This window comes from Arcicella sp. BE140 (assembly GCF_031456255.1).
GTDB classification, from domain to species: Bacteria; Bacteroidota; Bacteroidia; order Cytophagales; family Spirosomataceae; genus Arcicella; species Arcicella aquatica.
The window spans coordinates 51,351-74,796 of sequence record NZ_JAVDUE010000010.1 but is presented as its reverse complement, the minus strand read 5'-3'; the positions used below and the strand labels follow the sequence as shown (position 1 = coordinate 74,796).

Sequence of the window (23,446 nt, the reverse complement as noted above, 5' to 3'; positions counted from 1 at the left end):
TAAAATTAATTTAAACCGCTTTTTATGTGATTGAGGGACATCGAATTCCTACTGTTTGAGCGGAGCGAGTTTAGGAATTCTTGATTTTCTTTTGTTACTTTTCTTGTATCAAGACAAGAAAAGTAAGGACTAGACGATAATAAATTTATATTTAGCTAATAGCTGATTATACTTTCCATTCAGAAGGATTATGTCTCCATTCTTGCAAAGTAATTTGCTGACTTTCAGAAACATAATTTTTAGCTACCGCTTCTTTAATAAGTGTTTCATAATTACTTAAAGTATACACTTTCAAGTTTTTCTCAGCAAAATTTTTGTCCGCTATCTCAAAACCATACGTGAAAATAGAAACCATTCCTAATACGTTTGCTCCAGCTTCACGCAAAGCATCTACTGCTTTTAAAGAACTGCCACCTGTTGATACTAGGTCTTCAATCAAAACTACTTTTTGGCCAGCTTTAATTTTTCCTTCAATTTGGTTGCCCATGCCATGTTTTTTAGGTTCGGGACGAACATAACAGAAAGGAAGGTCGAGCCAATCTGCTACTAATGCTCCTTGTGCAATACCTGCCGTAGCAACGCCAGCAATAATATCAACATCGCTCCAATAAGCTTTAACAGCCGATGCAAGCCCATTTTTGATAGCAGTACGCACTTTTGGATACGAAAGTGTGATTCTATTATCACAGTAAATAGGTGAGTTCCAGCCAGATGCCCATTTGAAAGGTTGGTCGGGGCTTAGTCGAACAGCCTTAACTTCAAGTAACATAGAAGCGACTGTTTCTGCAAGAGTACGTTGTGCCATTTTGGGGTTTTTGTTAAATCTATGTGCAAAATTAAAAACTCTCAGTAATGTTTCGTAACAAAAGTTTAATTTTACGATGAAATATAAATATTCATTTTAATTCACGAGCAAATCATTAGGGACCAATCAAACTAAAAATGATAATTTTCATTAACGAAAGACCTATCAAGGTCATTGGGAAAAAGAAAGCCCAAGCACTCACATCAACAGAATTTGACCACTTAATAGATGCTCAGCTAGAAGCCATTAAAGCCAATAGTCTACAAGGACACGTATTGATTATCAATGTGCTTTCTCCGACGGTCTCTAGGTTATTTACTATTTTAAAAAACGAAGAGCTTCCTAACTTACAATCGATCACGTTAGTTTCAGAGAATAAAGATGCTACTGAAGACCAAATCAAATCTCAATACAAAGTTGTGCGAGCAGCAGGGGGCGTAGTGAGAAATGAGCATGGCAAAGTATTGATGATGTATCGTTTGAAAAAATGGGACTTGCCCAAAGGTAAACTCGATAAAGGCGAATCATTCAAAGTAGCTGCCGTGCGTGAAGTAGAAGAGGAATGTAATGTAAAAGCCAAATTAGATGAAAAAATCTGTACTACTTACCACACTTATACTTACAAAAACGAAGCTATTTTGAAACAAACAAAATGGTATTCAATGGAACTGATTGATGCTGGCAAAATGAAACCTCAGTTGGAGGAAGGCATTGAAAAACTAGAGTGGATGGATAGAAAACAAATCCATACCGCAATGATTAATTCCTATTATTCTATTCGCTTTGTCTTGAAAAAATACTTTTACGAAGGAGAAGAAAAATAGCCTCAATCAAAAAAGTCTGTATGAAAATTCAATAGAAATACTTCATGGGTTGCACGGGTGACAGCCGTGTAAAGCCATCTGATGAAGTCTTCGTTGATATTTTCGTCAGTTAGGTAACCTTGCTCAACAAAGACTGCATTCCATTGTCCCCCTTGCGACTTATGGCAGGTAAGGGCATAAGCAAATTTCACCTGTAGGGCATTCAGATAAGGGTCTTTCCTGATGTCTTCGTTTCTGTGTTTTTTACTGGCTATGTGGGCATAATCAGCCGAAACAGAATCATACAAGGCTTTGTTTTCATCTTTAGACATCGCAGATGTGTTGGTATAAAGCGTACTCAACATTACTTTGGCATCGATGGTCGGGTGGTCTTCATAATCAAGCAGTCTGAGGGTAAGCGTAGCAAACCTAAAACCGTGCATCTCTTCGATACCCCTGATTCTCATCACCTCCACGAAATCGCCATTGGCCAAAAAGCCCGCAGGCGAATCCTCCGCAAGCCAATGATAATTATTTCGAACAATCATGAGTAAATCGCCCGTCGATAATTCATCTTCCATCGAAAAGATTTGCTGACGAATATAACGGTTATACTGCACAGCCGTTTTGTTAGAGCGTGTCAGGATAATGGTATTTTCGCGACCAAACTTTCGGTAAGCATAATTTAAACCATCTTCCAGTTTCTCCCCCGTCATTTTAAAGAAATCCTTGAAACCTTTTGTATTAAAACTAATTTGAGGTTTTTCATCTTTCAAAATATCACGCAAATTGGTCGCATTAAACAAAATGCCTGATTCTGCATCCTGACGCATTACTTCGGTCAATTCCTGCTCCATTACACCCACATGGAACTGACCCTCCATATACCCTTTTTCAAGGGCAGGAGACATCAATTTACCCACAGGAGGTAATTGGGCGGTATCGCCCACAAAAATCACTTTATTGAAATTATAATCTGTTTCAGGATGTGTAAAAATAAATTTCATCAAGTCGGTCAATAATCCTGGAGTACCAAATTCAGCATCATCCGAAATCATAGAGGCCTCATCAATGATAAAAATAGTTTTGGTCGCATAATTATTCTGTAATTGAAACTCCAAACTACCCGTATATTGATTAGCCACTTGTCTGTAAATCTTTTTATGTATCGTCAGCGCTTTGTTTTTGGAATAGTTCCCCATCACCTTAGCCGCTCGCCCCGTAGGAGCAAGGAGGATAGCTTTGTAGCCAAATTTAGGCAACACCTTCATAATCGTACTTAGCACGGTAGTCTTACCCGTACCAGCATAACCCTTCAATAAAAAGCATAAAGGTCCAAAATCATCTTGATTAGGGATAAATTTATCCATTTTCAGGAAAAGGTCTAATTGCCCATTGGTAGGTTCAAAAGGAAACTTTTGGCGTAGTAAGAAAGAGGGGGTGGGTTTTTCTGTTGACATTTATTCAAAAATAAAGCGATATGCTAATAATTCTCTAGGATAATCAGGTTTATCATTAAACCCTTCGTAAGACTGTATTCGGCTTTCAACCATAGCTTTGTGATTAAAGCTTAAAATTTCACACGTTATTTCTGCTTTTCGTAATTTGTCAGCAGGTAAACTAGGAAGAATTTTAATTTTATGTTCTGTATAATCGTAGAAAAAATAATCATTAAAATTATAAGTTGTTTCGTCGGGACGCAGTAATAAATCATCATATTGAGTGCCTTTTACATGTTGACAATGCGCACAAGCAATGTATAAATTTTCCCAGCGACAAACTTCATGAGGAAATTTGGATTTTGGTTTAAAATGGTCAATTGTTTCATCAGCACTTAATAATGGAAAACCATCACAATAGGAACAATGATTGTCAGTTTGTTCCATTAAAATGGGTAATATGATATTGTTTAATTTCTGGTTGTTGATTGTAGGATAATTATAGTACGAACGATTTTGCTGTTTGGCATATCGTTCACCGTAAACAACCCATCTAGGTGTTTGATTGGTTTTAGAAAAAGGCTCTATTAAGATGATAGGACATTCTTTTCTAATAAAATTTTTCATTGTGTAAAAACTATATTAATGCTTTGTGAGTGATTCTTCTAAGTTGATTCATTTCCATGCCCATCATTTGCTCTAATTCAGTACTTTGAGAAGCTAAATGTTTAACAAGTTTATCGAACTCTTTAATATCATATTCTTGACCCATCATTATTTTTTGTCTGAAATCTCTGAATTTTTTTAAATCATCCTCTACATTTATGCCATATTGTTCATTGATTCCAAATACTTCATCTAAAATTCTACGGACACTTTTTCCATCTTCCGATAAAATAGGGTCGCCATCCAAAACTGCATAAACTCCCACTTTTTTTAATTTATGTACGTAAGCACTATCTACAGAACCCACTACAAAAGGTGAGTGCGTAGAAATAAAAATCTGTGCATTTTTAAAGAGTTTCTGAACCACAGGCAGAATTTTACGTTGCAAAGCTGGATGAAGATGAACTTCTATTTCGTCTAGGAAGAGAATGAAATTACGTTCGAAGATTGGTAAATCATTAATCCAATTTAGCCTGTCCATTCTCATTAAAAGGTCTCCAATCCATGAAATCATTGATTTAAGACCATCTGAAAGTATGTTAAAAGAGAAAACTAATCTATCAATTTTAACTAAGACATTAAAATTGTCATCAAAATCAAATACGGTTTTTTGATCAGTTAAATCAGAGATTATATCTTCAAGTTTTTTAAGAGAATCTTTGTATAATTTTTCATTTTTAATATCGCCTTTATCTCTTGCTCTTAATTCACGAAATTTTGTATTAATAATCCATTGGAAAAGGTTTTCTGTATTAATGGAAGAATTAAAGTCTAAGGAATTCAATAAAGGGTTATCTTTAATTTCCTTTGGCCCAATTATCTTTTCATTTTTAATGCTTCTATTTCCAGAATAAGCAAACATGGCAAAATAGAGAAGAGAAAAATCAGAAGGTAAATTAAAATCATAGTCCAGATAATTTTCTAAACTTTTAGGTTTTGGTCCCATTTGTGGTTCTCCCTCAATAGCATCCTCTTTATTTCCTCCCTTCCATGCTACTTTCTCATAATTATTAGATGTTGTTATTCTAATATTACTTTCTTTGCCAGCATGAGTACTTTTATTGAAAATCTTTCTTTTTTCATTATCGGAAATAGATTCGCCAAGCAGAACCAAAGCCTCCAATATCGTCGTCTTCCCAGTCCCATTCTCACCAGTCAAAATATGGATTTCAGCTTTTTCAGGGTCAGTCTTTTTAGGAAAGTCCATTTTTAGGTGCTCAAAAGCTCCTATTTTATTGATTTCTAAACTTTCTATCCGAAAATTTTCCATGATATCTTTGGCTTGTTTTCTTAAAAATACTCAAAATATTGATGCAATTACTTATCAGGTCTAAATCAGTAACATATTTTCAAAATGCTAAGTTTGTTCTTGAGTAGGTGTTTAACTATTGGGAAAATAGTATTTTGATAAATACAAAAGTAAGAAAAGCCATTGATTGAAAGAAGACAGCAATAAAAAAGTGTCAAATCTCAGGTATATTGACCATGAAATCTGACACTTTTACTATCACTATACAATACTAAATACTTAGAATACCCTAAGCCCAATAGTCATTTGCCAAAGGTTACCTTTTTGTGAATAGTTTATACTTTTTGATAAATCGACTACATTAGAGATGTCTGAAAGGCTACCTTCATAACGTAAATCTACTGATAATGAGCCAATGTCTAACCCAGCACCTGCCTGATAGCCATAAGAGGCATTTTTGAAGGAGTCTCCAATGTTGTTTGAATAGTTTTTCAAATCATCACCAATACTTTCTGATACTTTAAATGACGCTAAAGGGCCAGCATTCAGACGAAGAGGACCAAATTTATAGCCAATTAATAAAGGTACATCAATACTTGTGTAATCAACGTTTACTTTTTTTGAATTAAAGTCCATGCTTCCACCTTTTGCCGAGAAAATTAATTCTGGCTGTAAAAATATCGTTTTCCCGATACGGAAATATACACCACCAACATAACCCGTTTTTGTATCTAAACTTTGCTGTAGATTTGCCCCAGCCGACTGATTTTTGAAATCAGTTTTTAATTGAGAAAAGTTTACACCACCTTTGATACCGAAGGTAAATTGAGCAAAAACACTACTGGTTTTTGTCAAACAAAATAGGACGAGGAGTAATAAGATTTTTCTTTTCATCATAAGTAAGAGTTTATTTCAACGACAATATAACGGTATATTTTAAACTAGAAGTACTTTATTCTTCGTTTTTTTTAATATAATTTAGTAAACGGTAGGTATTTTTGATTTTAAATAAGTAATTGACAAATAAATGTAAATATAATCCTAGCACAGGATTAAGTAGAAAATTATATTTCTTGTTATCTATTGATAATGAGTGTGTTAAATGTAAATATGGCAAAAGTAAAAACCTCATTTTTCTGTCAAAACTGTGGGAATCAGGCTCCTAAATGGTTGGGGAGATGCCCTGCTTGTGGCGAGTGGAATACCTTCGTGGAGGAAGTGGTACAGAAGGATGAACCGACAAAAGGCTCTTGGAAAGTGTCTACTTCTTTGAAAGTTGCGTCAAAACCTAGGGCTATTCAAGAGATTAATTATCAGGAACAAGACCGAATTTTAACAAAAGATAGAGAGTTAAATAGGGTATTAGGAGGAGGCATCGTATTAGGTTCTTTAGTATTGATAGGCGGTGAACCGGGCATTGGGAAGTCAACATTGATGCTCCAAATTGCGTTGATGCTTGATAACTACAAAGTATTATATGTTTCTGGGGAAGAATCTGAACATCAAATCAAGATGAGGGCAGAGCGGTTGGAAAATAAAAGCGACAATTGTTTTATCCTGACAGAAACCCAAACCCAGAATATATTTAAGCAAGTAGAGACTTTTGAACCTGACATCCTGATTGTTGATTCTATCCAAACGCTACAATCGTCTTTTATTGAGGCAGGAGCAGGCAGTGTGTCGCAAGTAAAAGAATGTGCGGCTGAATTGATGAAGTTTGCTAAAGAATCGGGTACGCCTGTGTTTATCATAGGACACATCACCAAAGATGGTTCATTGGCGGGCCCCAAGGTACTAGAACACATGGTGGATACCGTCCTTCAGTTTGAAGGCGACCGCCATTTGGCGTATAGGATTCTACGCACTACCAAAAACCGTTTCGGGAGCACGTCTGAACTAGGCATTTATGAAATGCTCAATTCGGGTCTAAGAGAGGTGTCTAACCCTTCCGAAATTTTGATTTCACAAAGGGACGAAGATTTTTCGGGAATTACCATCGGGGCTATGCTAGAGGGCAATCGCCCGTTGTTGATAGAAACCCAGTCGCTAGTTTCTATCGCCACTTATGGCACACCGCAACGAAGCTCGACAGGATTTGATGCTAAACGGTTGAATATGCTATTGGCGGTATTGGAAAAAAGAGGAGGATTTAGGCTAGGCAATCAAGACGTTTTCTTGAACATTGCAGGAGGTTTGAAAGTAGAAGACCCTGCCATTGATTTGGCTGTTTGTGCGTCCATCGTGTCTTCTTATGAAGATATTTCTATTCCGAGTACCATCTGTTTTGCGGCAGAAGTAGGGCTAGGCGGAGAAATCAGGGCGGTTAATCGCATTGAAAATCGTATTTCCGAAGCCGAAAAATTAGGCTTTAAAGAAATATGGATTTCAAAGTTTAATGCCAAAGGATTGGATGTAAATAATTATAAAATCAAAGTCAGGATGGCTTCAAGATTGGATGAAGTGTTTATGCAGATATTGAGGAAGTAGTTTAAAAATAATACTCCCACTTTTACCTTGTTGACGATAAAAGTAGGAGGATTATTTTTATAACTCATATCCATGTATACTCAATGAAATTAAGGTATAAATGATATTCTGAGTCTTGACACTATTGAAAATTTCTTTTAAATGCTTCGTTAACGCTTCCTCTGTTTCTATGGCAGAAGAATATAAGGTTGAGTCTAGGTAGATGCTACAAGGATAAAAAAATAGCGATTTTTGTTCGATTGTTAATAGTGAATACCGATACCCTTTTGAATTGAGGATTTTAGTATCAGGGGCTTCTATTTCAAAGATATACTTAATGATGCCACTATTGTTTTCAATCGTTTTCCTGATACTTGCTTTAATCGTTTGTTGGGTGATTTGTTCCAAAAAACTAGCTTGCTCCAATAAAACTACTTTGGGACTGCGTACGGGTTTATTCAGAGAAAATTCTGGCCAAAGGTTTTCTGATTTCATAATAAGGCGGATATTATAGTATAAATTATGGTTAGTATGTTATTTTTTGACGGTATTCCCAACTCAAATTTTTATGGCATTTTATTGAAATAGAAATATTTGTACGAATAATTTAATATACATTTTTGGGGTTTAAAATCGATGTTTAAGCGGTTTATAACTGATTTTAATCAAAATGTTATATATTTTTTAGGAATAAGAATATAATCTATTTAAGAAATATATTACTTATTAAATCCATTTCAATATAGCGTATATTTTCAATATTCTTCAATTCTTTTCCCACTTTTTAGAAGTCTTAACGGCAAGTTTGTATTTTTGTAAAAACATATACATTATTCATTTTCAATAGTTAATTTGATTTTCAATCATTGATGTTCAGCCTACTTTTTGAGCAAATAATACGGATTGAATTTTTTTAATAATCACATGGCAAGACCTTCTAAAAATACTGACGACACAACTAAACCCATCAAAAAAGCGAACGAAACACCCCTTGCCAAACAGTATAATCAAATAAAAGCGCGTTACCCCGGAGCATTACTATTATTCAGAGTAGGTGATTTTTACGAAACTTTTGGGGAAGACGCCGTGCGTGCTTCAAAGATTTTGGGTATTACGCTTACGCGTAGAAATAACGGTACTGCCGACGACCATCTGGCTGGTTTTCCACACCATTCCTTAGATACTTATTTACCACGTTTAGTCCGTGCGGGTGAACGTGTAGCTATTTGCGACCAACTAGAAGACCCTGCTACTGCCAAAGGTATTGTAAAACGAGGCGTTACCGAATTAGTTACCCCTGGGGTTTCTTATAACGATAATGTACTTGATACCAAGCAAAACAACTACTTAGCGGCTATTAGTTTTTCCTCTTTTTCTTCGGAAATCATAGGGATTGCTTTCTTGGATATTTCTACGGGGGAATTTCTATGCTCGCAAGGAAGTCCTGCTTATATCGAAAAACTTTTGCAAAGTTTTGGCCCTTCAGAGGTGCTTTTTTGTAAGAAGAATCGACAAGAATTTACAGCGTTGTTTGGTGATAAGTTCAATACATTTGGCATTGATGATTGGGCGTTTACCCGTGATTTTACCTATCCATTGCTAACCAATCATTTCAAAACCAATTCATTAAAAGGTTTTGGGATAGAATCTTTGGCAGAAGGTATCATTGCTGCGGGGGTAGTGATGCACTATTTGGCAGAAACAGAACATAAAGAGGTAAGCCATATTTCCAGAATCAATCGACTGGAAGAAGAAAAATATGTGTGGTTGGATAGGTTTACCATTCGCAATTTAGAATTGGTCTCTGCTCAACAAGAAGGGGGTATCTCCTTGATTCAGATTCTTGATCAAACCATGACTCCAATGGGAGCAAGGTTACTCAGAAAATGGCTAGTATTACCTTTGAAAGAAAAATCTTTGATTCAAGAGCGTTTAGAAACGGTTTCGTTTTTCAAAGAGAATACCGATTTACGTGAGTTTATTGAGCAACAGCTAAAACCTATTGGAGATTTAGAACGCCTTATTTCCAAAGTAGCTGTTCGTAGAATCAATCCGCGTGAACTCGCCACGTTAAAAAGAGCCTTGTCACGTATAGAGCCTATCAGAGAGTTGTTGATAAATTCAGTGCATTCTGAAGACAAAACAAAATCGGCTCAGACTGCCAATGTAACGATGTTACGGAAGTACGCCGACCAGTTGAATCCTTGTCAGTTTTTGTTAGATAAAATTGAAAATGAGTTGCGTGATGAGTCATTGCCGATTGTGACGAACCAAGGGGGTATGATTAAGGCTGGAGTAGACGAAGAATTAGACAGGCTTTTAGGGATTGCTCATACGGGGAAAGACTTTTTATTACAGCTACAAAACCGTGAAATAGATCGTACAGGGATTTCGTCGCTAAAGGTTTCTTTCAATAAAGTATTTGGATATTATCTGGAAGTGACCAATGCCCATAAAGATAAAGTGCCGAACGATTGGATTCGTAAGCAAACCTTAGTGAATGCCGAACGATATATTACCCCCGAATTAAAGGAATATGAAGAGACTATTCTGGGGGCAGAAGATAAAATTGCCGTTATTGAGTTTAGAATTTTTAATGAATTAGTGAATGTCGCCAATGATTATGTGCATCAGATTCAACAGAATGCTAAAATCATTGCGGTATTGGACGTATTGACCAATTTTGCAAAAATTGCGGAGAAAAATAATTATGCCAAACCACAAGTGTCTGATAGTAAAGAACTTGTTATTAAAGACGGTCGCCACCCAGTTATTGAACAGCAATTGCCTTTAGGAGAAAATTATGTGCCTAACGATTTGTTTCTGGATGATTCGAGCCAACAAATTATCATTATCACAGGACCAAACATGGCTGGTAAGTCAGCCCTGTTGCGTCAGACGGCCCTGATTGTGTTAATGGCACAAATTGGCTGTTTTGTGCCTGCAAGTGAAGCTAAAATTGGGGTGGTCGATAAAGTATTTACCAGAGTAGGAGCAAGCGATAACCTTTCAAAAGGCGAATCGACTTTCATGGTGGAAATGACTGAAACGGCAAGTATTTTAAATAACCTTTCGGATAGAAGTCTTGTGTTGATGGATGAGATTGGTAGAGGAACAAGTACCTATGATGGTGTGTCTATCGCATGGGCAATTGCCGAACATTTGCATAATCATGCTAACTATCGCCCTAAAACACTTTTTGCGACCCACTATCATGAATTGAACGAACTTGCGAATGATTTTCCAAGAATCAAAAACTTTAATGTTTCAGTAAAGGAAATCAACGGAAAAGTGATTTTTATGAGGAAGCTAAAAGAAGGCGGTTCAGAACATAGTTTTGGTATTCATGTGGCGCAGTTGGCAGGTATTCCACACCCAGTGGTGTATCGTGCGAGTGAGATTTTGATTGAACTAGAAAAAAATCGCTCAAAAGAACAACACCGACAGACAATTCGGGAAATGCCTAAACAGAATTTCCAAATGAATATTTTTGGAGGCGAAGCAAATCCTAAATTTGATAAAATAGAAAAGCTATTAAAACACCTTGACATCAATGCAATGTCACCAATCGAAGCACTTTTGAAACTAAACGAGGTGAAGAAAGCTATTGAATAAGCTTAGTTGAAAACCGTGATCTGTGGCACACAGACCACAACATTAAGCTTTGTGTTCTGTGTGCCACAGACCACGGTTTGAGGTTTTAAAACCTTCGATATGAATATTCTGCCTTTGTTGGAGTTATCTCCAACAAGCTATGCGTCAGCAACGCGTTACCTTCATAGTTAATATTTGGTTTGTTGCTGACGCTTGATTTGTTGGTGAAAAACACCAACAAAGGCAAAATGCTTTTCTGCACTGGGTAAAAGTCAAACTCTTATCACTAGGGAGGGACTTAAGTCCCTCCCTAGTGATAAGAGTTTGCTGTTAACAATAGTCATAATATTGAACTATAAGATTATGTTTATAAATTTATAGTTCAATACACAAGATTATGTTATCGTGTAGTTGTCTAAATCAATGATATAATATTTATGAAAAAAGCTTTTATCCTATTTATAATAATCTTGTATGCTAATGTTGGGTTTTCTCAGCGTTTCTACTCGACTGTTTTTGATAACCTCCCTCAAAGCTATCAACTCTATCCAAGAAATGAAAAAAACGAAGCGTCAGTCCCTATCTCTGGAAGAATAGAACTGGAAGGATGGTCATATTTTTCCCTCAAAGTATATCGCAACAAGCAATTAATTGCCTATCAAAGAGCGCCCGTGAGCTATAAAAATAGCCTTGGTAATTTTGCCTTTACGCCTGTAGTCATCAAAGCCGAAAAAGCGGAATACGACTTTAAAATATTTGCTGTAAAAGGAACAGATTCCTTAGATTTAGTTACTAGAGAAAATGTAGTCGCTGGTGATGTTTATGTACTTACGGGACAATCAAACTCTACCGCTTTTTTTTCCGAGACCAAGACCAATGAATTTTGTAGAACCTTTGGTAAAATAACGGGAACGTATAATATTGAAGATTATAATCCAGCCGATACGCTATGGGCGTTATCTAACCAAGAAGTATATTTCAAAAATGTAGGAACGCTTGGCTATGAATTTCAAAAATACATATTAGATAACTTTGGTATTCCTACTTGCTTGATTAATGCAGGGTTTCACTGGTCTTCAGCTCGTCAACATGCTAATCGCACGGCATCCAACCCCGCAGATTTGACCAATGGGTATGGCAGAATGTTATATCGTTTGCAAAAAGCAGGGGTAGACAAATACGTTAAAGCGCTGATTTACAGACAAGGTGAAACGGAAGCTTATGGAGAAGGGTCTGATTTTGGAGGTTACTTCGATATATTTTATAAGAACCTGAAACTAGATTTACCCTCTATTAAACAACTCTACGTCTATCAAATAGACATCATTAATCCCGCTGTGGGCGAAGCGCCCAAAGTGCGTGAAACGCAAAGAGCTTTAGCGGATAAATATCAAAATCTACAGGTGGTTGCTTCTGTTGGCACTGCGGGCTTTGATGGTCTGCATTATACTGCAGCAGGCTATACGCAGAATGCTACTGAATTGGGCTGGTTGGCTGGTCGTGATTTTTATAATGTATCGCCTACTGATAATATTGATGCACCTAACGTCCGAAAGGCGTACTTTTCTCAAGCTGATAAAAGTGAAATAACAATCACTTTTCCAGTGGGTCAGGAGCTTACTTGGAACGAGAAAACAAGGAATCTTTTGATGAAAGATTTCTTCTATTTGGATGGCGTCGCGGGCAATGTCGTGAGTGGGAAGACCGTAGGCAATAAAGTAATCTTAACATTAAATACGAGTAGCTCGGCAACTAAAATCTCTTACTTGCCTTCCTTTATCGAACCCACTAGTCCCGACTATCCATATACTGGTCCATACATTACGAATAAAAAAGGGTTGAGAGCACTTTCTTTTTATGAATTCAAATTAGAGGAAGTGCCTACTACTAAACTAAGTGCTGTAGCCACTAATTTTGAAACCATCAAATTACAATGGGAGGCTATCACAGGTATTAATGGCTATATTCTCGAAAGAAAAACTGCGTCAACTGCTTTTCAACAGGTGGCTCAATTGAATGCCAATACGTTAGTTTATGAAGACAAATCTTTGAAAGGAGGAGAGCTTTATACCTATCGCATAAAGGCAGTGGGTAATTATTGGGAATCGCTGTATGCGAATGCTGAAGCTAAAACACTTGCCTATTTAGCCACGCCTGTATTGGCTGTGACCGTTGTTTACAACAATTCCCTGAGCCTTTCATGGCAAGCTGTTGCCCAATCAACTGCTTATCAGATTGAAAGAAGAGTAGGTTCAGAAGATTTTAAACTATTGAGTACCCAACCTGCTAATCAGTTGACGTTAGTTGATAAAGATTTAACACCTAATACCGCCTATGCGTACAGGATTAAAGCCATCGGAAATCTGACAGAATCGTTGTACACGATTGTTGAAAGTAAAACTCCAGCACTATTAGCGACGCCTGTGTTACAAGCTGAATCAATAACCTACAGTAATGCTAAAATTACATGGAAGAGTATTCCCAATGCGACCAGTTATGTATTAGAAAGAAAAGTAACTGAAGCAGGGAACTACGTAGAGTTAGCCAAATTGGATGCTACAAGAACTGATTTTTCGGATATGCCACTCACGGAAAAAACGAATTATTATTATCGTTTAAAGGCTTTTGGAGACAAAACAGAATCGCTGTATGCTGCTGCGTTGACAGTTACTACGCAATCAGTTTTGGGGATAGAGGAGGAGCAAAATTGGGGTTTAAAATTATATCCTAATCCAAACAAAGGACTTTTGATGATTGACTTTCCGAAATCAGTCAGTGGACAAATTTCAATCGTTGATTTTAGAGGTATAAAATTAGTAGAACAGCCAATCAAACAGAGCGACACACATCAAATTGATTTAAACCATTTAGCAAAGGGGAATTACATTGTCATCTTTAGTAATAACGATACAAGCATCTCTAAAAAACTTATCCTTGAGTAATATTTTGGGTATTCAAGGATGAAAATATTCTTGAATACCTAATTTTTATTGAAGCCTGATTAATAATTAACTTCCATCAAAAATAGTCCTTGCGGAGGGGCAGCACCACCTGCCTTTTGGCGATTTTTAGACTGAATGATTTTCTCAAAGTCTTCGATACTGATTTTGCCCATTCCTACCTCAATCAATGTCCCCACAATGGCTCTTACCATTCCCCTGAGGAATCGGTTTGATTTAATATGAAATACCAAGATACCATTTTCTCTTTCTTCCCACCTTGCTTCCATGATGGTACAATTGAACGTAAATACTTGTGAATGAAGTTTGCTAAAGCATTCAAAGTCTATGTACTGAAAAAAGTATTTACAAGCCTCGTTCATGGCGTCAATATTCAATTCAGGTGTGAATTGATAACACAAATCTATCAAGAATGGACTTTTCTTTCTGGAGATATGATATTCGTATTTTCGTGAACTTGCCTCGAATCTAGAATGATAGTCGTCTGCTACTTGAAAAATGTTTAAGATTGAAATATCAAAAGGAAGCATTTTGTTCATTCTGTAAACAATGTTTGCTGGATTCGGAATGGCTTCTTCCAAATCAAAATGAGCCGTTTGGTGCTTGGCATGCACGCCCGTATCAGTTCTGCTACTTCCTACAATTTCAATCTGTTTTCTTAATAAGATAGACAGTACTTTTTCTATCTCTCCCTGAATAGTACGGGAGTTTTCCTGTGCTTGCCAACCACAATAATTTGTGCCTTTATATGAGCATTCTATAAAATATCGCATTTGCCTTTAAAAGGTAATGATTGTATGAAAGAAAAAAGCCAGAAAATTCTGGCTTTTCAATGAATGTATAAGGAAAGTCTATTTCATATTGTGATACACGTTCTGTACATCGTCATCTTCTTCCAAACGTTCGATTAGTTTTTCAACATCGGCCATTTGTTCTTCGCTTAGTTCTTTGGTATCATTCGGGATTCTTTCAAAATCAGCACCTAATAATTCAAAACCTTTTTCTTCTAGAAATTTTTGGATAGCTCCAAAGGCAGTGAATTCGCCATAGATGTTTACTTGATTGGTTTCTAAATCCAAGAAAATCTCGTCAGCACCGTAATCAATTAGTTCTAATTCTAATTCTTCAACGTCTATATCAGGTGTTTTAGCAATTTTGAAAACAGATTTACGTTCGAAAATAAAATCTAACATCCCTGTTGTACCTACGCTACCTCCACATTTTGTAAAATGACTTCTGATGTTGGCAATAGAACGATTGGTATTATCCGTAGTACATTCTACTAATACAGCAACACCATGCGCTGCATATCCTTCATACACAATCTCTTTATAGTCTTCTTGCTCCTTAGATGATGCTTTTTTGATAGCACGCTCCACATTGTCTTTCGGCATGTTTACTGCCTTGGCATTCTGGATAATGGCCCGTAAACGTGAATTTGAATGAGGGTCTGGTCCACCCGATTTTACTGCAATGACAATATCTTTACCGATTTTGGTAAATGTTTTTGCCATTTGTCCCCATCGCTTAAATTTTCTTGCTTTACGAAATTCAAATGCTCTTCCCATTTCTATTTTTAATTGTGATTGCTACCTTTTCTTTTTGAGTTTGCAAAGTTAGGAATTATTAGGTTTTTACGCAAAGGAGAGTTTGTTTTAGCCTTTGTGATTGTATAAAAAAAGCCCATGAATTTCACGGGCTTCTCAAGAATTATATCGTTGTTGGCTTACCAACCATCATCAGCTTTTGGTTTTACATTGGCAGAAGATGATTTTTTTACGGCTGGTTTGTTAGTAGCAGCCACTGGGCTTGCCGAAGTAGCAGTTCCTTTTACTTGGCTATCCAAGTCTGTACGGCTGAAAACACGGCTAACGATTTTCCAATCGTTCCCAAATTTTAGCATACTCAATAAGTCAACATATTTAAAATCTCCGAAACGCAATTCCACCGTTGCCAAGGCAGATACTCCAATGTATGAATATCCAACTAGTTTTGTCGAACCGCCTTTTGTTTCTATCCCTCCCGCAGGAGTCGTAGCAATAAATTTAGCTACGGGAATATCTTGCAAAGCACCTGTATTGGTATTTACAGTCCTGAGCATAGCCGTTGGGTGAAAAGCAAGGTTCAAGCGAGCTGCATCACCTTTTAAAACACCATCCAAATAATTATTTACACAAGTTTTGATAGCATCATCTTCACTCTGTGCCTTTACAGAAAATGAAAGACATAACAACAAGCAAAAGGAATGGAGGAGTAACTTTGAGATTCTCATGTTTTTTGTAATTTTCATAAAGGTTATTGTCCCTCTAAAATTAGCTTTTTTTTATGATTTAACGACTTTTTTAATACTTTATTATTGAGTAATTCTTACCAAATTATTCTACTTCTAATTCGCCAGGCATGTTTTCTCCGCTCATGAAAAACCATGCTTTGTCGGGATATAAAATAGATTGTGCTACTTTTATTCTACCCAAGGCCCTGTTTGAAACATTCTGTAGAATAATGATAGATGAATTGTCTCTATTATTGTGCATATAATAGTTTTTAAATCCATGCCACCAACCCGTATGGAAGGTCAGCCAAGTGCCATCATCCAATAATTGAAGACGCCAGCCATAGCCGTAGTTTTTGGTCAATAAGTTTTTAAAAGTATGCACTGGCAAGAAAGCTTCGTTCAAGGTACTCATTTTTACTAATTTCTCGCTGTTCAAAGCCATGTCCCATTTATACAAGTCTTCCACGGTAGAATATACTCCTTTGTCGCCCACTACGCCATCTAGGTGGTCGAATGGTACTGGCCAGAAACCTCTGCGACGAGGGGTGTAACCAATGGCGGCTGTAGCGTTCAATTCGGGTTTGCTAGGGTCATACACAAAACTTCTTGACATACCTGCTGGGGCAAATAAATTTCTTTTGGCATATTCCCTAAAGTTCATTCCCGATAGCTTTTCGACAATATAAGCTAACAAAGCGTAGTTTGAATTGTTATAGTTGAATCTCGTATTGGGATAATAATTGATACCGGGCTTATAACGAGCAAACAAATCGACAACCTGATTATTTGTCAAGGGTACTTTTTTATTGACAATTTTGTCTAAACAATACACATAATTGGGAATGCCCGAACTATGCGACAACAGACTTTTTATGGTAATACTTGGGTCGTAAGGAAAATTCGGAATGTATTTATAAACGGGGTCATCATAATCAATCAATCCTTTTTCGTGTAATTGCATGATAGCAACTGCCGTAAATTGTTTTGATACCGAAGCTAACTGAAATTGCGTTTGGGTAGTATTGGTATCTTTGCTCGAAAAATTGGCATAGCCAAAGGCTTTTTTGTAAATAATTTTTCCGTATTGAGAAACCAACACGGCTCCATTAAATCCATTCAGTTTATGCAATTTTTTGAAAAAAGTATCTAGCTTACTCGCTTTTTTGACAGCTATTTGTGGGTCGAATAGCTTCGCAATGCTATCATTTCTGATGGAAACGTCAGTGGAGGTTTTTTTAGCTAATTGCTTGGGTTGATGTGAGCAGGCTAATAAAACGATGCCTGAGATAAAACAACTTACAAAAATGTGTCTTGTGTATTTCAATATTATCACGATATGATTAAGGATTATATTTTCTATCGAGTGGTCGATTAATCAAGCAATTTACTGCTGGAATTTGAAAATTGCCAATCTCTTCTCTAAATTGAATTCAATTTTACTATTTTAAATCAAACGATTCTGATGCCAAAAAGATATATTATTCAAAATAAAAACTTAGGAACATCGCCCGGAACGCTTACTTATGTAGGGCAGGAAGTGAGTTTTGAAACTAAAATATGGTGGACTAGCTACAACTTCGAAAAGTATGAAATTAGTGAAGTCCCTGATCTTGGCAACTTTAATGTCGAGCTTGCTGATGATAAAACCTATTGGATGAACGTAGATGGCATTCATGAACCTGCCGTAATAGCAAACATTGGCGATATGTTTAATTTACACCCTTTGGTACTAGAAGATATTTTGAATACCCACCAAAAGCCCAAGTTTGAATATTATAACGAAGACCAGCTTTTTGTGACCTTAAAGATGATAGAGTATAACCCCTATACACGTGAAGCTGAAATAGAGCATCTGAGTTTTGTGATGGGTGAGGGGTATGTAATATCCTTTCAGGAAGAACGCTCCCGTGATATTTTTGAACCAATTCTTACCAGAATCAAAGCCTCTGCGGGTAAAACCCGTAAAAATGGGGCTGATTATTTGCTATATGCTTTGATAGACTTGGTCGTGGATAATTACTTTACGGTGCTGGATAAATTTTCTGAAAACATGGAACAGTTGGAAGAAGATATTATCAAAAACCCCAATCCAAAAGCATTGAATGAACTCTATAGTATGAAACGAGAGCTCACGATAATGAGGAAAACTATCTTCCCACTTCGTGAAATGTTGGCAAGCCTTATCAGAGAAGAAGCTCCGTTAATCACCGCCAATACTAGTCTGTATTTAAGGGATGTATTAGACCATGTGATGCAGGTAATTGAAACAGTCGATTCTTACAGAGATTTGGGTGCATCATTGATGGATTTATACCTTTCGCAAGTAAGTAATAAGATGAATAACGTCATGAAAGTGTTGACTGTTATCTCGGTAATTTTTATGCCCCTTACTTTTGTAGCAGGAATATATGGAATGAATTTCGACAATATGCCCGAATTGCATTGGCGATATGGGTATTATGTGGTGTGGATTGTAATGGTCATATTGGTAATTGTGATGTTGATATGGTTTAAACGGAAAAACTGGCTGTAAACATAAAAATATTTTTTTTGCATTTACATGGCTGATTTTAAACCTGTTTTTATGAAATAAAGCACCTATTTGGTTGATTTATATGTTTTTTAAATGCCTTCTTTATAAAAAGAGTATTTTTTGAAAAATTGAGGTTATAAATCAAACCTTTACAAGAAAAAGTACAATAAAAAAACTTTAAAATTCAATAAAATATTTTTTTCAGAGAAGTCCGTTTAAAAAATAAGTACTTGAAGCTTTAAAAATGGACTTTTTAGAAAAACAGCTTTCAAAAAGTAAATCGTTAAATAAAAAAAATAAAAATTTACAAAAATAAGCCTTTCACAAATCTTCTGAGTAGAATCCTCTATAAAGGTAACAGCTTGGTTTTTAATGAGTTTTGTATGAAATTTGTATAGAAGTATTAAGATTTATACTTCTATCGGTCAAAGAATCATTAAAATTTTGTGAATATGGAAAGCGCATTTAATTCAATTTTACTTATATCAGGCCCACACGGCACTTATGAAGGAGTACCACCATTAGTAATGGCTGGATTTATAATCGTAGCTGCGGCATTAATATTTTTAGGTATTTATTTAAGCAGAAAACGTCGTGAATGGCTTCAACATTCAGTATTGACAAACGGCGAAGTAGTGGAAGTAAGCAAACGTTATGAACGCAGTGATAAATTAGGTCAAAGCCCAATTTTTTTCCCTGTTGTATCATTTATCGTAAACGGAAGACAATTCAGAATTGAAGCTGACAAAGGAATGTCTATGCTTAGCCAAGTTGGACAAACGATGCAGGTAAGATATAATCCAGAGAATCCTTATGATTCGGCTTTAGGAGAAAGAAGTATCCCAGGTTTGAATCCATCAGTATTCTTAATTCTTGGAATCGTTTTATTATGTACTAGCGCATTATTAATGTTTTAGTGTAGCACGAGTTTTCAACTCGTGAACTAAAGGCAAAAAAGCGGTCAGAAAACTAATTTCTGACCGCTTTTTTTAGTAGTACGAGTTTTCAACTCGTATATTATTTATTCACGAGTTGAAAACTCGTGCTACTAAATCTATTTGTTTGCAATATTTTGCAAACAAAAGTTACAATATCTCAACATTTTTATTCCTAAAACCTGATAGTAAATTATCGGTAGGCGATAAACTCGTGATTAAATAGTCAAGAGCCGTAAAATCACATACCTTATAATTCTCTTCTCTGTTAATTTTTTCCTCTATCACACAAGTAACGATTTTCCTTGAAATACTCATCATTTTTTGTTTTAATAACGATTCTTCATAGTGACGAATAGCCAAGCCTAATTCTGGATTGATGCTGTTTGTACCCATGAAATATATATCAGCATGGATGTGCTCTAAATCCTGAACTGTCTTTGACCCAAGGGTTATTTGATAACGTTTGTAAAAAGAACCACCCAACAAAATTATCTCAACCTTAGGATGCTCCGCTAAGGCTGTAGCCAAATGAGGATTGTTGGTTACAACGGTAATCTCCATGTTTTTAGGAAGTTGCTCAGCAATGTAGAAATTGGTTGTTCCTCCGTCCATCAAAATGATTTTGTGGTTTTCAATCAATTTCATCGCTTTTTTAGCAATCGTTACAAATTCTGTATTGACAATCCCCAATCCTTTGCTTGCCTTGATAGATAGGTATGAATTAGCGATAGCACCCCCATGTACTTTCTTTAAAAGCCCTCTGTCTTCGAGTTCGATAATGTCACGACGAACGCTGTCGTAAGATACATTTAGTATTTGTCCTAAATCAACCAAAGTTACCTTTTTGTCTGTACTTAGCTTATCTAAAATTATTTGTTGACGTTCTTCTTTTAACATGATACCAAATTAGGAGGGTGAATATTTTAATCTTGAGATTTTTTGCAAATATTTGCAAATATATTTGTTTTTATTTAAAAAGTTTGCATAAATTTGTATTACAAACATTAGCCATTTTTTAAAAAAATATTATAACCATTTTTATATCAAACAAATTAAACAGTCAATCGAAAGCATTTTACGCCAAATTGATTTTGATTGAATTATGTTTTAAAAGGTTGAAGGTTAAAAGTGCAAGAATTATTTCTTGCACTTTTTTTATAGCCTATAACTGATAGAAAACACGTTTTACTCTTTCACTTACACTGGTTAATACTTCGTAAGGAATAGTATTTATTTTTTGAGATAATTCGGTAATAGTCAGTTCTTTATTAAAAATAATCACTTCGTCTCCTTCCTGCACATTTGGTACATCGGTAATATCCACCATCGTCATATCCATGCATACATTTCCGACTACTTTGCATCTATGTCCATTTACCAACACCTCGCCAACACCCCTGCCATATCCTCTATCAAAACCATCAGCGTATCCAATCGCTATGGTAGCAATTTTGGTATCCCTTTTCAATTCGCCTTTTCTGCCATAACCGACAGTCTCCGAAGACTTTATGTGCTTAATTTGCGAAATTACCGTTTTTAAAGTACCCACCGTCTGCAAATTTACTTGGTCTTCGGGTTTGGCAGCTACACCATACAGCCCGATACCAAGCCTTACCATATCCAGACGGGCTTCGGGGAAACGGGCAATACCAGCGGAGTTAGCTAAATGGCGTGAGGGAATATAGCCCAAAGCTTCCGATATTTCATTCGCCATTTCGGTAAACGTTTTGACTTGCTGTCTTGTAAAATCATCAAAATCAACATCGTCAGCCGCTGCTAAATGACTGAAAATAGTTGAAACCCATAAATTGGGGTTCGACTGCAAACTTTTCAGTAATTCGGGCAAAGCCTCTTTTTCAAAGCCCAACCGATGCATCCCTGTATCAATTTTAAGGTGAATTTTAGAGCTTAAACTACGGCTATCAATGTATTCAGAAAACTCGTGGAGGATTCTTAAACTATATATTTCAGGCTCAAGCGAATAAGCCACCAATTGCTCAAAATCGTTAGGGGAGGGGTTCATCACCATAATCGGTAGATAAACGCCGTTTTGTCTGAGCGAAACCCCTTCATCCGTATAGGCAACGGCTAGGTAATCAACACCATGAAATTGAAGCAAATTGGCTACCTCTGTACTACCAGAGCCATAGGCAAATGCCTTCACCATTACCATCATCTTAATCTGTTGACCAACTTTATCACGATAATAATTCAAATTGTTGGTAATGGCATCCAGATTGATTTCAAGGATAGTTCCATGTGTTTTTTGAACAAGTCTATTCACAATTTGTTCAAAGCCATATTTCCTTGCTCCCTTAATCAGAATGGTAGAGTTATGTAATGATTTGATGGCTTGGCTCTCCAGAAAATCCTTCGTGTTTTTATAAAACTGAATATTTGTATCAGTTTTAGCCGAACTAGCCATAAAATGATTTTTATTGCGGGATATCACATCGCCAATACCAATAAACTGTTCTAAATGCCTTTCTTTTACTAAGTGGGCTATCTGTTTATAAAGTTCTTTTTCAGGAACACCAGTCTCTAACAAATCACTCAGGATAAGTACTTTTTTCTGTTTTTGTTTTTGCTGGCTCAAGAAATTCAGTGCGATTGTCAAGCCCGCTAAATCATTGTTATAAGTATCATCTATCAAATAATTAGCATTCGTTCCTTGCTTCATTTCTAAGCGCATCGAAACAGGACGAAGGATTTGTAGCCTTGCCTGAATGTCAGAGGTGCTATACCCCAAATACCAGAGCGTGAGGATGCAATGGATAGCGTTTTCGATAGAGGCTTCATCAGTGAAAGGAATATCAAGTGTGGTGCTGAATCTTTCAGTATTAGGCGAAATAGCGGTTAAGTCTAAAAAGACTTTCGTGTTTTCATTATATATTTCCCAAGACACACGTGCGCCCGTATTAGCCATTCGTGACCAATTGATGATTTTGCAGTCAGGGTTTTCAACCATGAAATCCGTTTTAATGATTTCATCAATCGCTACATAATCAGCACAGTATATCAAGGTAGTAGCATGCTTGAAAAGCTTGATTTTTTCCTTAATCTTCTGTGAATTACTGCTAAAAAACTCGTTGTGTGCGGTGCCTATGTTCGTAAAAATACCAATAGAAGGTTTCACTACTTTCTCTAGCTTTTCCATTTCCTCCACCTTGGAAATACCCACTTCAAAGATACCTAAGTTATGACTTTCGTTGATTTGCCATACCGAAAGCGGTACACCAATCTGTGAATTATAACTTTTGGGGCTTTTTACAATTTTAAAACGGTTGCTCAATAATTGTGCTAACCATTCTTTAACGATGGTTTTGCCATTGCTGCCAGTGATGCCAATAACAGGTAAATTAAATTGCTCGCGATGACGCTGAGCCACCTCTTGCATGGCAGTGATGCTATCCTCTACTTGCCATATTTTGGCATCCGTAAATTTCTTTAATTCCCGTAGAATAGCAGGGCTAAGGGCATCGGTTTCTACCACAAATTCGCGTACACCTTTTCGGTATAAATCATCTAAAAACAGGTGTCCGTCGTGGTGTAAACCTTTAATAGCAAAGAAGATAGACCGCTGTGGGGATGACAACTGGCGACTATCATTCAAAAGATATTGTGCTGTAGTGTTGATGGGTAATGCTTTAAATTCCACGATTGTTATATTATAATTGACTCAAAGATAAATACAAAAAGGCGATACAAAAATTGTATC

The 23,446-nt window shown here is 36.4% G+C and carries 18 protein-coding genes; 6 read left to right on the top strand and 12 right to left on the bottom strand.

All coding sequences use genetic code 11. The annotated features are described in order from the left end of the window. Positions 1 to 166: 166 nt before the first annotated feature. Positions 167 to 805: an orotate phosphoribosyltransferase gene (gene pyrE / locus J2Y60_RS14895; protein WP_309919504.1), complete on the bottom strand. Its 639-nt coding sequence runs from the start codon at positions 803 to 805 to the stop codon at positions 167 to 169. Positions 806 to 942: 137 nt separating this feature from the next. Between pyrE and J2Y60_RS14890 the strand changes: the two genes are divergently transcribed. After that, on the top strand, positions 943 to 1,629 hold the full coding sequence (locus J2Y60_RS14890) for an NUDIX domain-containing protein (RefSeq protein WP_309919507.1): 687 nt from the start codon (positions 943 to 945) through the stop codon (positions 1,627 to 1,629). Between the two features lie 2 nt (positions 1,630 to 1,631). Here J2Y60_RS14890 and J2Y60_RS14885 read toward each other — a convergent pair whose 3' ends face one another. From J2Y60_RS14885 to J2Y60_RS14870, 4 genes are all read right to left on the bottom strand, one after another. Then, positions 1,632 to 3,068: an AAA family ATPase gene (locus J2Y60_RS14885; protein WP_309919510.1), complete on the bottom strand. Its 1,437-nt coding sequence runs from the start codon at positions 3,066 to 3,068 to the stop codon at positions 1,632 to 1,634. After that, entirely contained in the window at positions 3,069 to 3,674 is a 606-nt protein-coding gene (locus tag J2Y60_RS14880; RefSeq protein ID WP_309919513.1) for an HNH endonuclease, read from the bottom strand. It abuts the gene before it with no gap. A 10-nt stretch (positions 3,675 to 3,684) separates the two neighbouring features. Beyond that, positions 3,685 to 4,983 (bottom strand): AAA family ATPase, encoded by a 1,299-nt coding sequence (locus tag J2Y60_RS14875; protein WP_309919515.1) that lies wholly within the window; start codon positions 4,981 to 4,983, stop codon positions 3,685 to 3,687. A gap of 258 nt (positions 4,984 to 5,241) precedes the next feature. Continuing rightward, complete coding sequence (locus J2Y60_RS14870) at positions 5,242 to 5,856, bottom strand: porin family protein (protein WP_309919518.1); 615 nt, start codon at positions 5,854 to 5,856, stop codon at positions 5,242 to 5,244. 216 nt (positions 5,857 to 6,072) lie between these two features. Between J2Y60_RS14870 and radA the strand changes: the two genes are divergently transcribed. Continuing rightward, on the top strand, positions 6,073 to 7,449 hold the full coding sequence (gene radA, locus J2Y60_RS14865) for a DNA repair protein RadA (RefSeq protein WP_309919521.1): 1,377 nt from the start codon (positions 6,073 to 6,075) through the stop codon (positions 7,447 to 7,449). 57 nt (positions 7,450 to 7,506) lie between these two features. On the opposite strand, the gene J2Y60_RS14860 is transcribed toward radA, so the two are convergent. Then, positions 7,507 to 7,923, bottom strand: coding sequence for a hypothetical protein (locus J2Y60_RS14860; RefSeq protein WP_309919522.1), 417 nt, complete (start codon positions 7,921 to 7,923; stop codon positions 7,507 to 7,509). A 429-nt stretch (positions 7,924 to 8,352) separates the two neighbouring features. Between J2Y60_RS14860 and mutS the strand changes: the two genes are divergently transcribed. Together mutS and J2Y60_RS14850 are read left to right on the top strand one after the other, a co-directional pair. Beyond that, complete coding sequence (gene mutS, locus J2Y60_RS14855; RefSeq protein ID WP_309919525.1) at positions 8,353 to 11,043, top strand: DNA mismatch repair protein MutS; 2,691 nt, start codon at positions 8,353 to 8,355, stop codon at positions 11,041 to 11,043. Positions 11,044 to 11,459: 416 nt separating this feature from the next. Then, entirely contained in the window at positions 11,460 to 13,964 is a 2,505-nt protein-coding gene (locus J2Y60_RS14850; RefSeq protein WP_309919529.1) for a T9SS type A sorting domain-containing protein, read from the top strand. Positions 13,965 to 14,023: 59 nt separating this feature from the next. Here the strand turns inward: J2Y60_RS14850 and truA are convergent, their stop codons facing one another. From truA to J2Y60_RS14830, 4 genes are all read right to left on the bottom strand, one after another. Further along, the gene (truA, locus tag J2Y60_RS14845) at positions 14,024 to 14,755 is read right to left on the bottom strand and encodes a tRNA pseudouridine(38-40) synthase TruA (protein WP_309919532.1); all 732 of its coding nucleotides are present in this window, start codon (positions 14,753 to 14,755) and stop codon (positions 14,024 to 14,026) included. A 78-nt stretch (positions 14,756 to 14,833) separates the two neighbouring features. Then, the gene (locus J2Y60_RS14840; protein ID WP_309919535.1) at positions 14,834 to 15,550 is read right to left on the bottom strand and encodes a YebC/PmpR family DNA-binding transcriptional regulator; all 717 of its coding nucleotides are present in this window, start codon (positions 15,548 to 15,550) and stop codon (positions 14,834 to 14,836) included. Positions 15,551 to 15,708: 158 nt separating this feature from the next. Next, positions 15,709 to 16,272, bottom strand: a complete 564-nt coding sequence (locus tag J2Y60_RS14835) for a nuclear transport factor 2 family protein (protein WP_309994672.1) — start codon at positions 16,270 to 16,272, stop codon at positions 15,709 to 15,711. Between the two features lie 85 nt (positions 16,273 to 16,357). Beyond that, positions 16,358 to 17,581: a serine hydrolase domain-containing protein gene (locus J2Y60_RS14830; protein WP_309919541.1), complete on the bottom strand. Its 1,224-nt coding sequence runs from the start codon at positions 17,579 to 17,581 to the stop codon at positions 16,358 to 16,360. A 138-nt stretch (positions 17,582 to 17,719) separates the two neighbouring features. Between J2Y60_RS14830 and corA the strand changes: the two genes are divergently transcribed. Then, the gene (corA, locus tag J2Y60_RS14825; RefSeq protein WP_309919544.1) at positions 17,720 to 18,790 is read left to right on the top strand and encodes a magnesium/cobalt transporter CorA; all 1,071 of its coding nucleotides are present in this window, start codon (positions 17,720 to 17,722) and stop codon (positions 18,788 to 18,790) included. Positions 18,791 to 19,242: 452 nt separating this feature from the next. After that, complete coding sequence (locus tag J2Y60_RS14820; RefSeq protein WP_309919547.1) at positions 19,243 to 19,707, top strand: DUF3592 domain-containing protein; 465 nt, start codon at positions 19,243 to 19,245, stop codon at positions 19,705 to 19,707. 168 nt (positions 19,708 to 19,875) lie between these two features. On the opposite strand, the gene J2Y60_RS14815 is transcribed toward J2Y60_RS14820, so the two are convergent. Then, positions 19,876 to 20,625 carry a DeoR/GlpR family DNA-binding transcription regulator gene (locus J2Y60_RS14815; protein ID WP_309919549.1) on the bottom strand — a complete coding sequence of 250 codons (750 nt, stop codon included), beginning with the start codon at positions 20,623 to 20,625 and terminating at the stop codon, positions 19,876 to 19,878. A gap of 265 nt (positions 20,626 to 20,890) precedes the next feature. Then, on the bottom strand, positions 20,891 to 23,386 hold the full coding sequence (locus tag J2Y60_RS14810) for a bifunctional UDP-N-acetylmuramoyl-tripeptide:D-alanyl-D-alanine ligase/alanine racemase (RefSeq protein WP_309919552.1): 2,496 nt from the start codon (positions 23,384 to 23,386) through the stop codon (positions 20,891 to 20,893). Between the last annotated feature and the right edge of the window lie 60 nt (positions 23,387 to 23,446).

Coding starts and splice junctions, on each gene's coding strand:
- J2Y60_RS14875 (WP_309919515.1), bottom strand. CDS start 4,983: ATGGAAAATTTTCGGATAGAAAGTTTAGAAATCAATAAAATAGGAGCT.
- J2Y60_RS14880 (WP_309919513.1), bottom strand. CDS start 3,674: ATGAAAAATTTTATTAGAAAAGAATGTCCTATCATCTTAATAGAGCCT.
- pyrE (WP_309919504.1), bottom strand. CDS start 805: ATGGCACAACGTACTCTTGCAGAAACAGTCGCTTCTATGTTACTTGAA.
- J2Y60_RS14850 (WP_309919529.1), top strand. CDS start 11,460: ATGAAAAAAGCTTTTATCCTATTTATAATAATCTTGTATGCTAATGTT.
- corA (WP_309919544.1), top strand. CDS start 17,720: ATGCCAAAAAGATATATTATTCAAAATAAAAACTTAGGAACATCGCCC.
- J2Y60_RS14870 (WP_309919518.1), bottom strand. CDS start 5,856: ATGAAAAGAAAAATCTTATTACTCCTCGTCCTATTTTGTTTGACAAAA.
- mutS (WP_309919525.1), top strand. CDS start 8,353: ATGGCAAGACCTTCTAAAAATACTGACGACACAACTAAACCCATCAAA.
- truA (WP_309919532.1), bottom strand. CDS start 14,755: ATGCGATATTTTATAGAATGCTCATATAAAGGCACAAATTATTGTGGT.
- J2Y60_RS14860 (WP_309919522.1), bottom strand. CDS start 7,923: ATGAAATCAGAAAACCTTTGGCCAGAATTTTCTCTGAATAAACCCGTA.
- radA (WP_309919521.1), top strand. CDS start 6,073: ATGGCAAAAGTAAAAACCTCATTTTTCTGTCAAAACTGTGGGAATCAG.
- J2Y60_RS14840 (WP_309919535.1), bottom strand. CDS start 15,550: ATGGGAAGAGCATTTGAATTTCGTAAAGCAAGAAAATTTAAGCGATGG.
- J2Y60_RS14885 (WP_309919510.1), bottom strand. CDS start 3,068: ATGTCAACAGAAAAACCCACCCCCTCTTTCTTACTACGCCAAAAGTTT.
- J2Y60_RS14815 (WP_309919549.1), bottom strand. CDS start 20,625: ATGTTAAAAGAAGAACGTCAACAAATAATTTTAGATAAGCTAAGTACA.
- J2Y60_RS14835 (WP_309994672.1), bottom strand. CDS start 16,272: ATGAAAATTACAAAAAACATGAGAATCTCAAAGTTACTCCTCCATTCC.
- J2Y60_RS14890 (WP_309919507.1), top strand. CDS start 943: ATGATAATTTTCATTAACGAAAGACCTATCAAGGTCATTGGGAAAAAG.
- J2Y60_RS14820 (WP_309919547.1), top strand. CDS start 19,243: ATGGAAAGCGCATTTAATTCAATTTTACTTATATCAGGCCCACACGGC.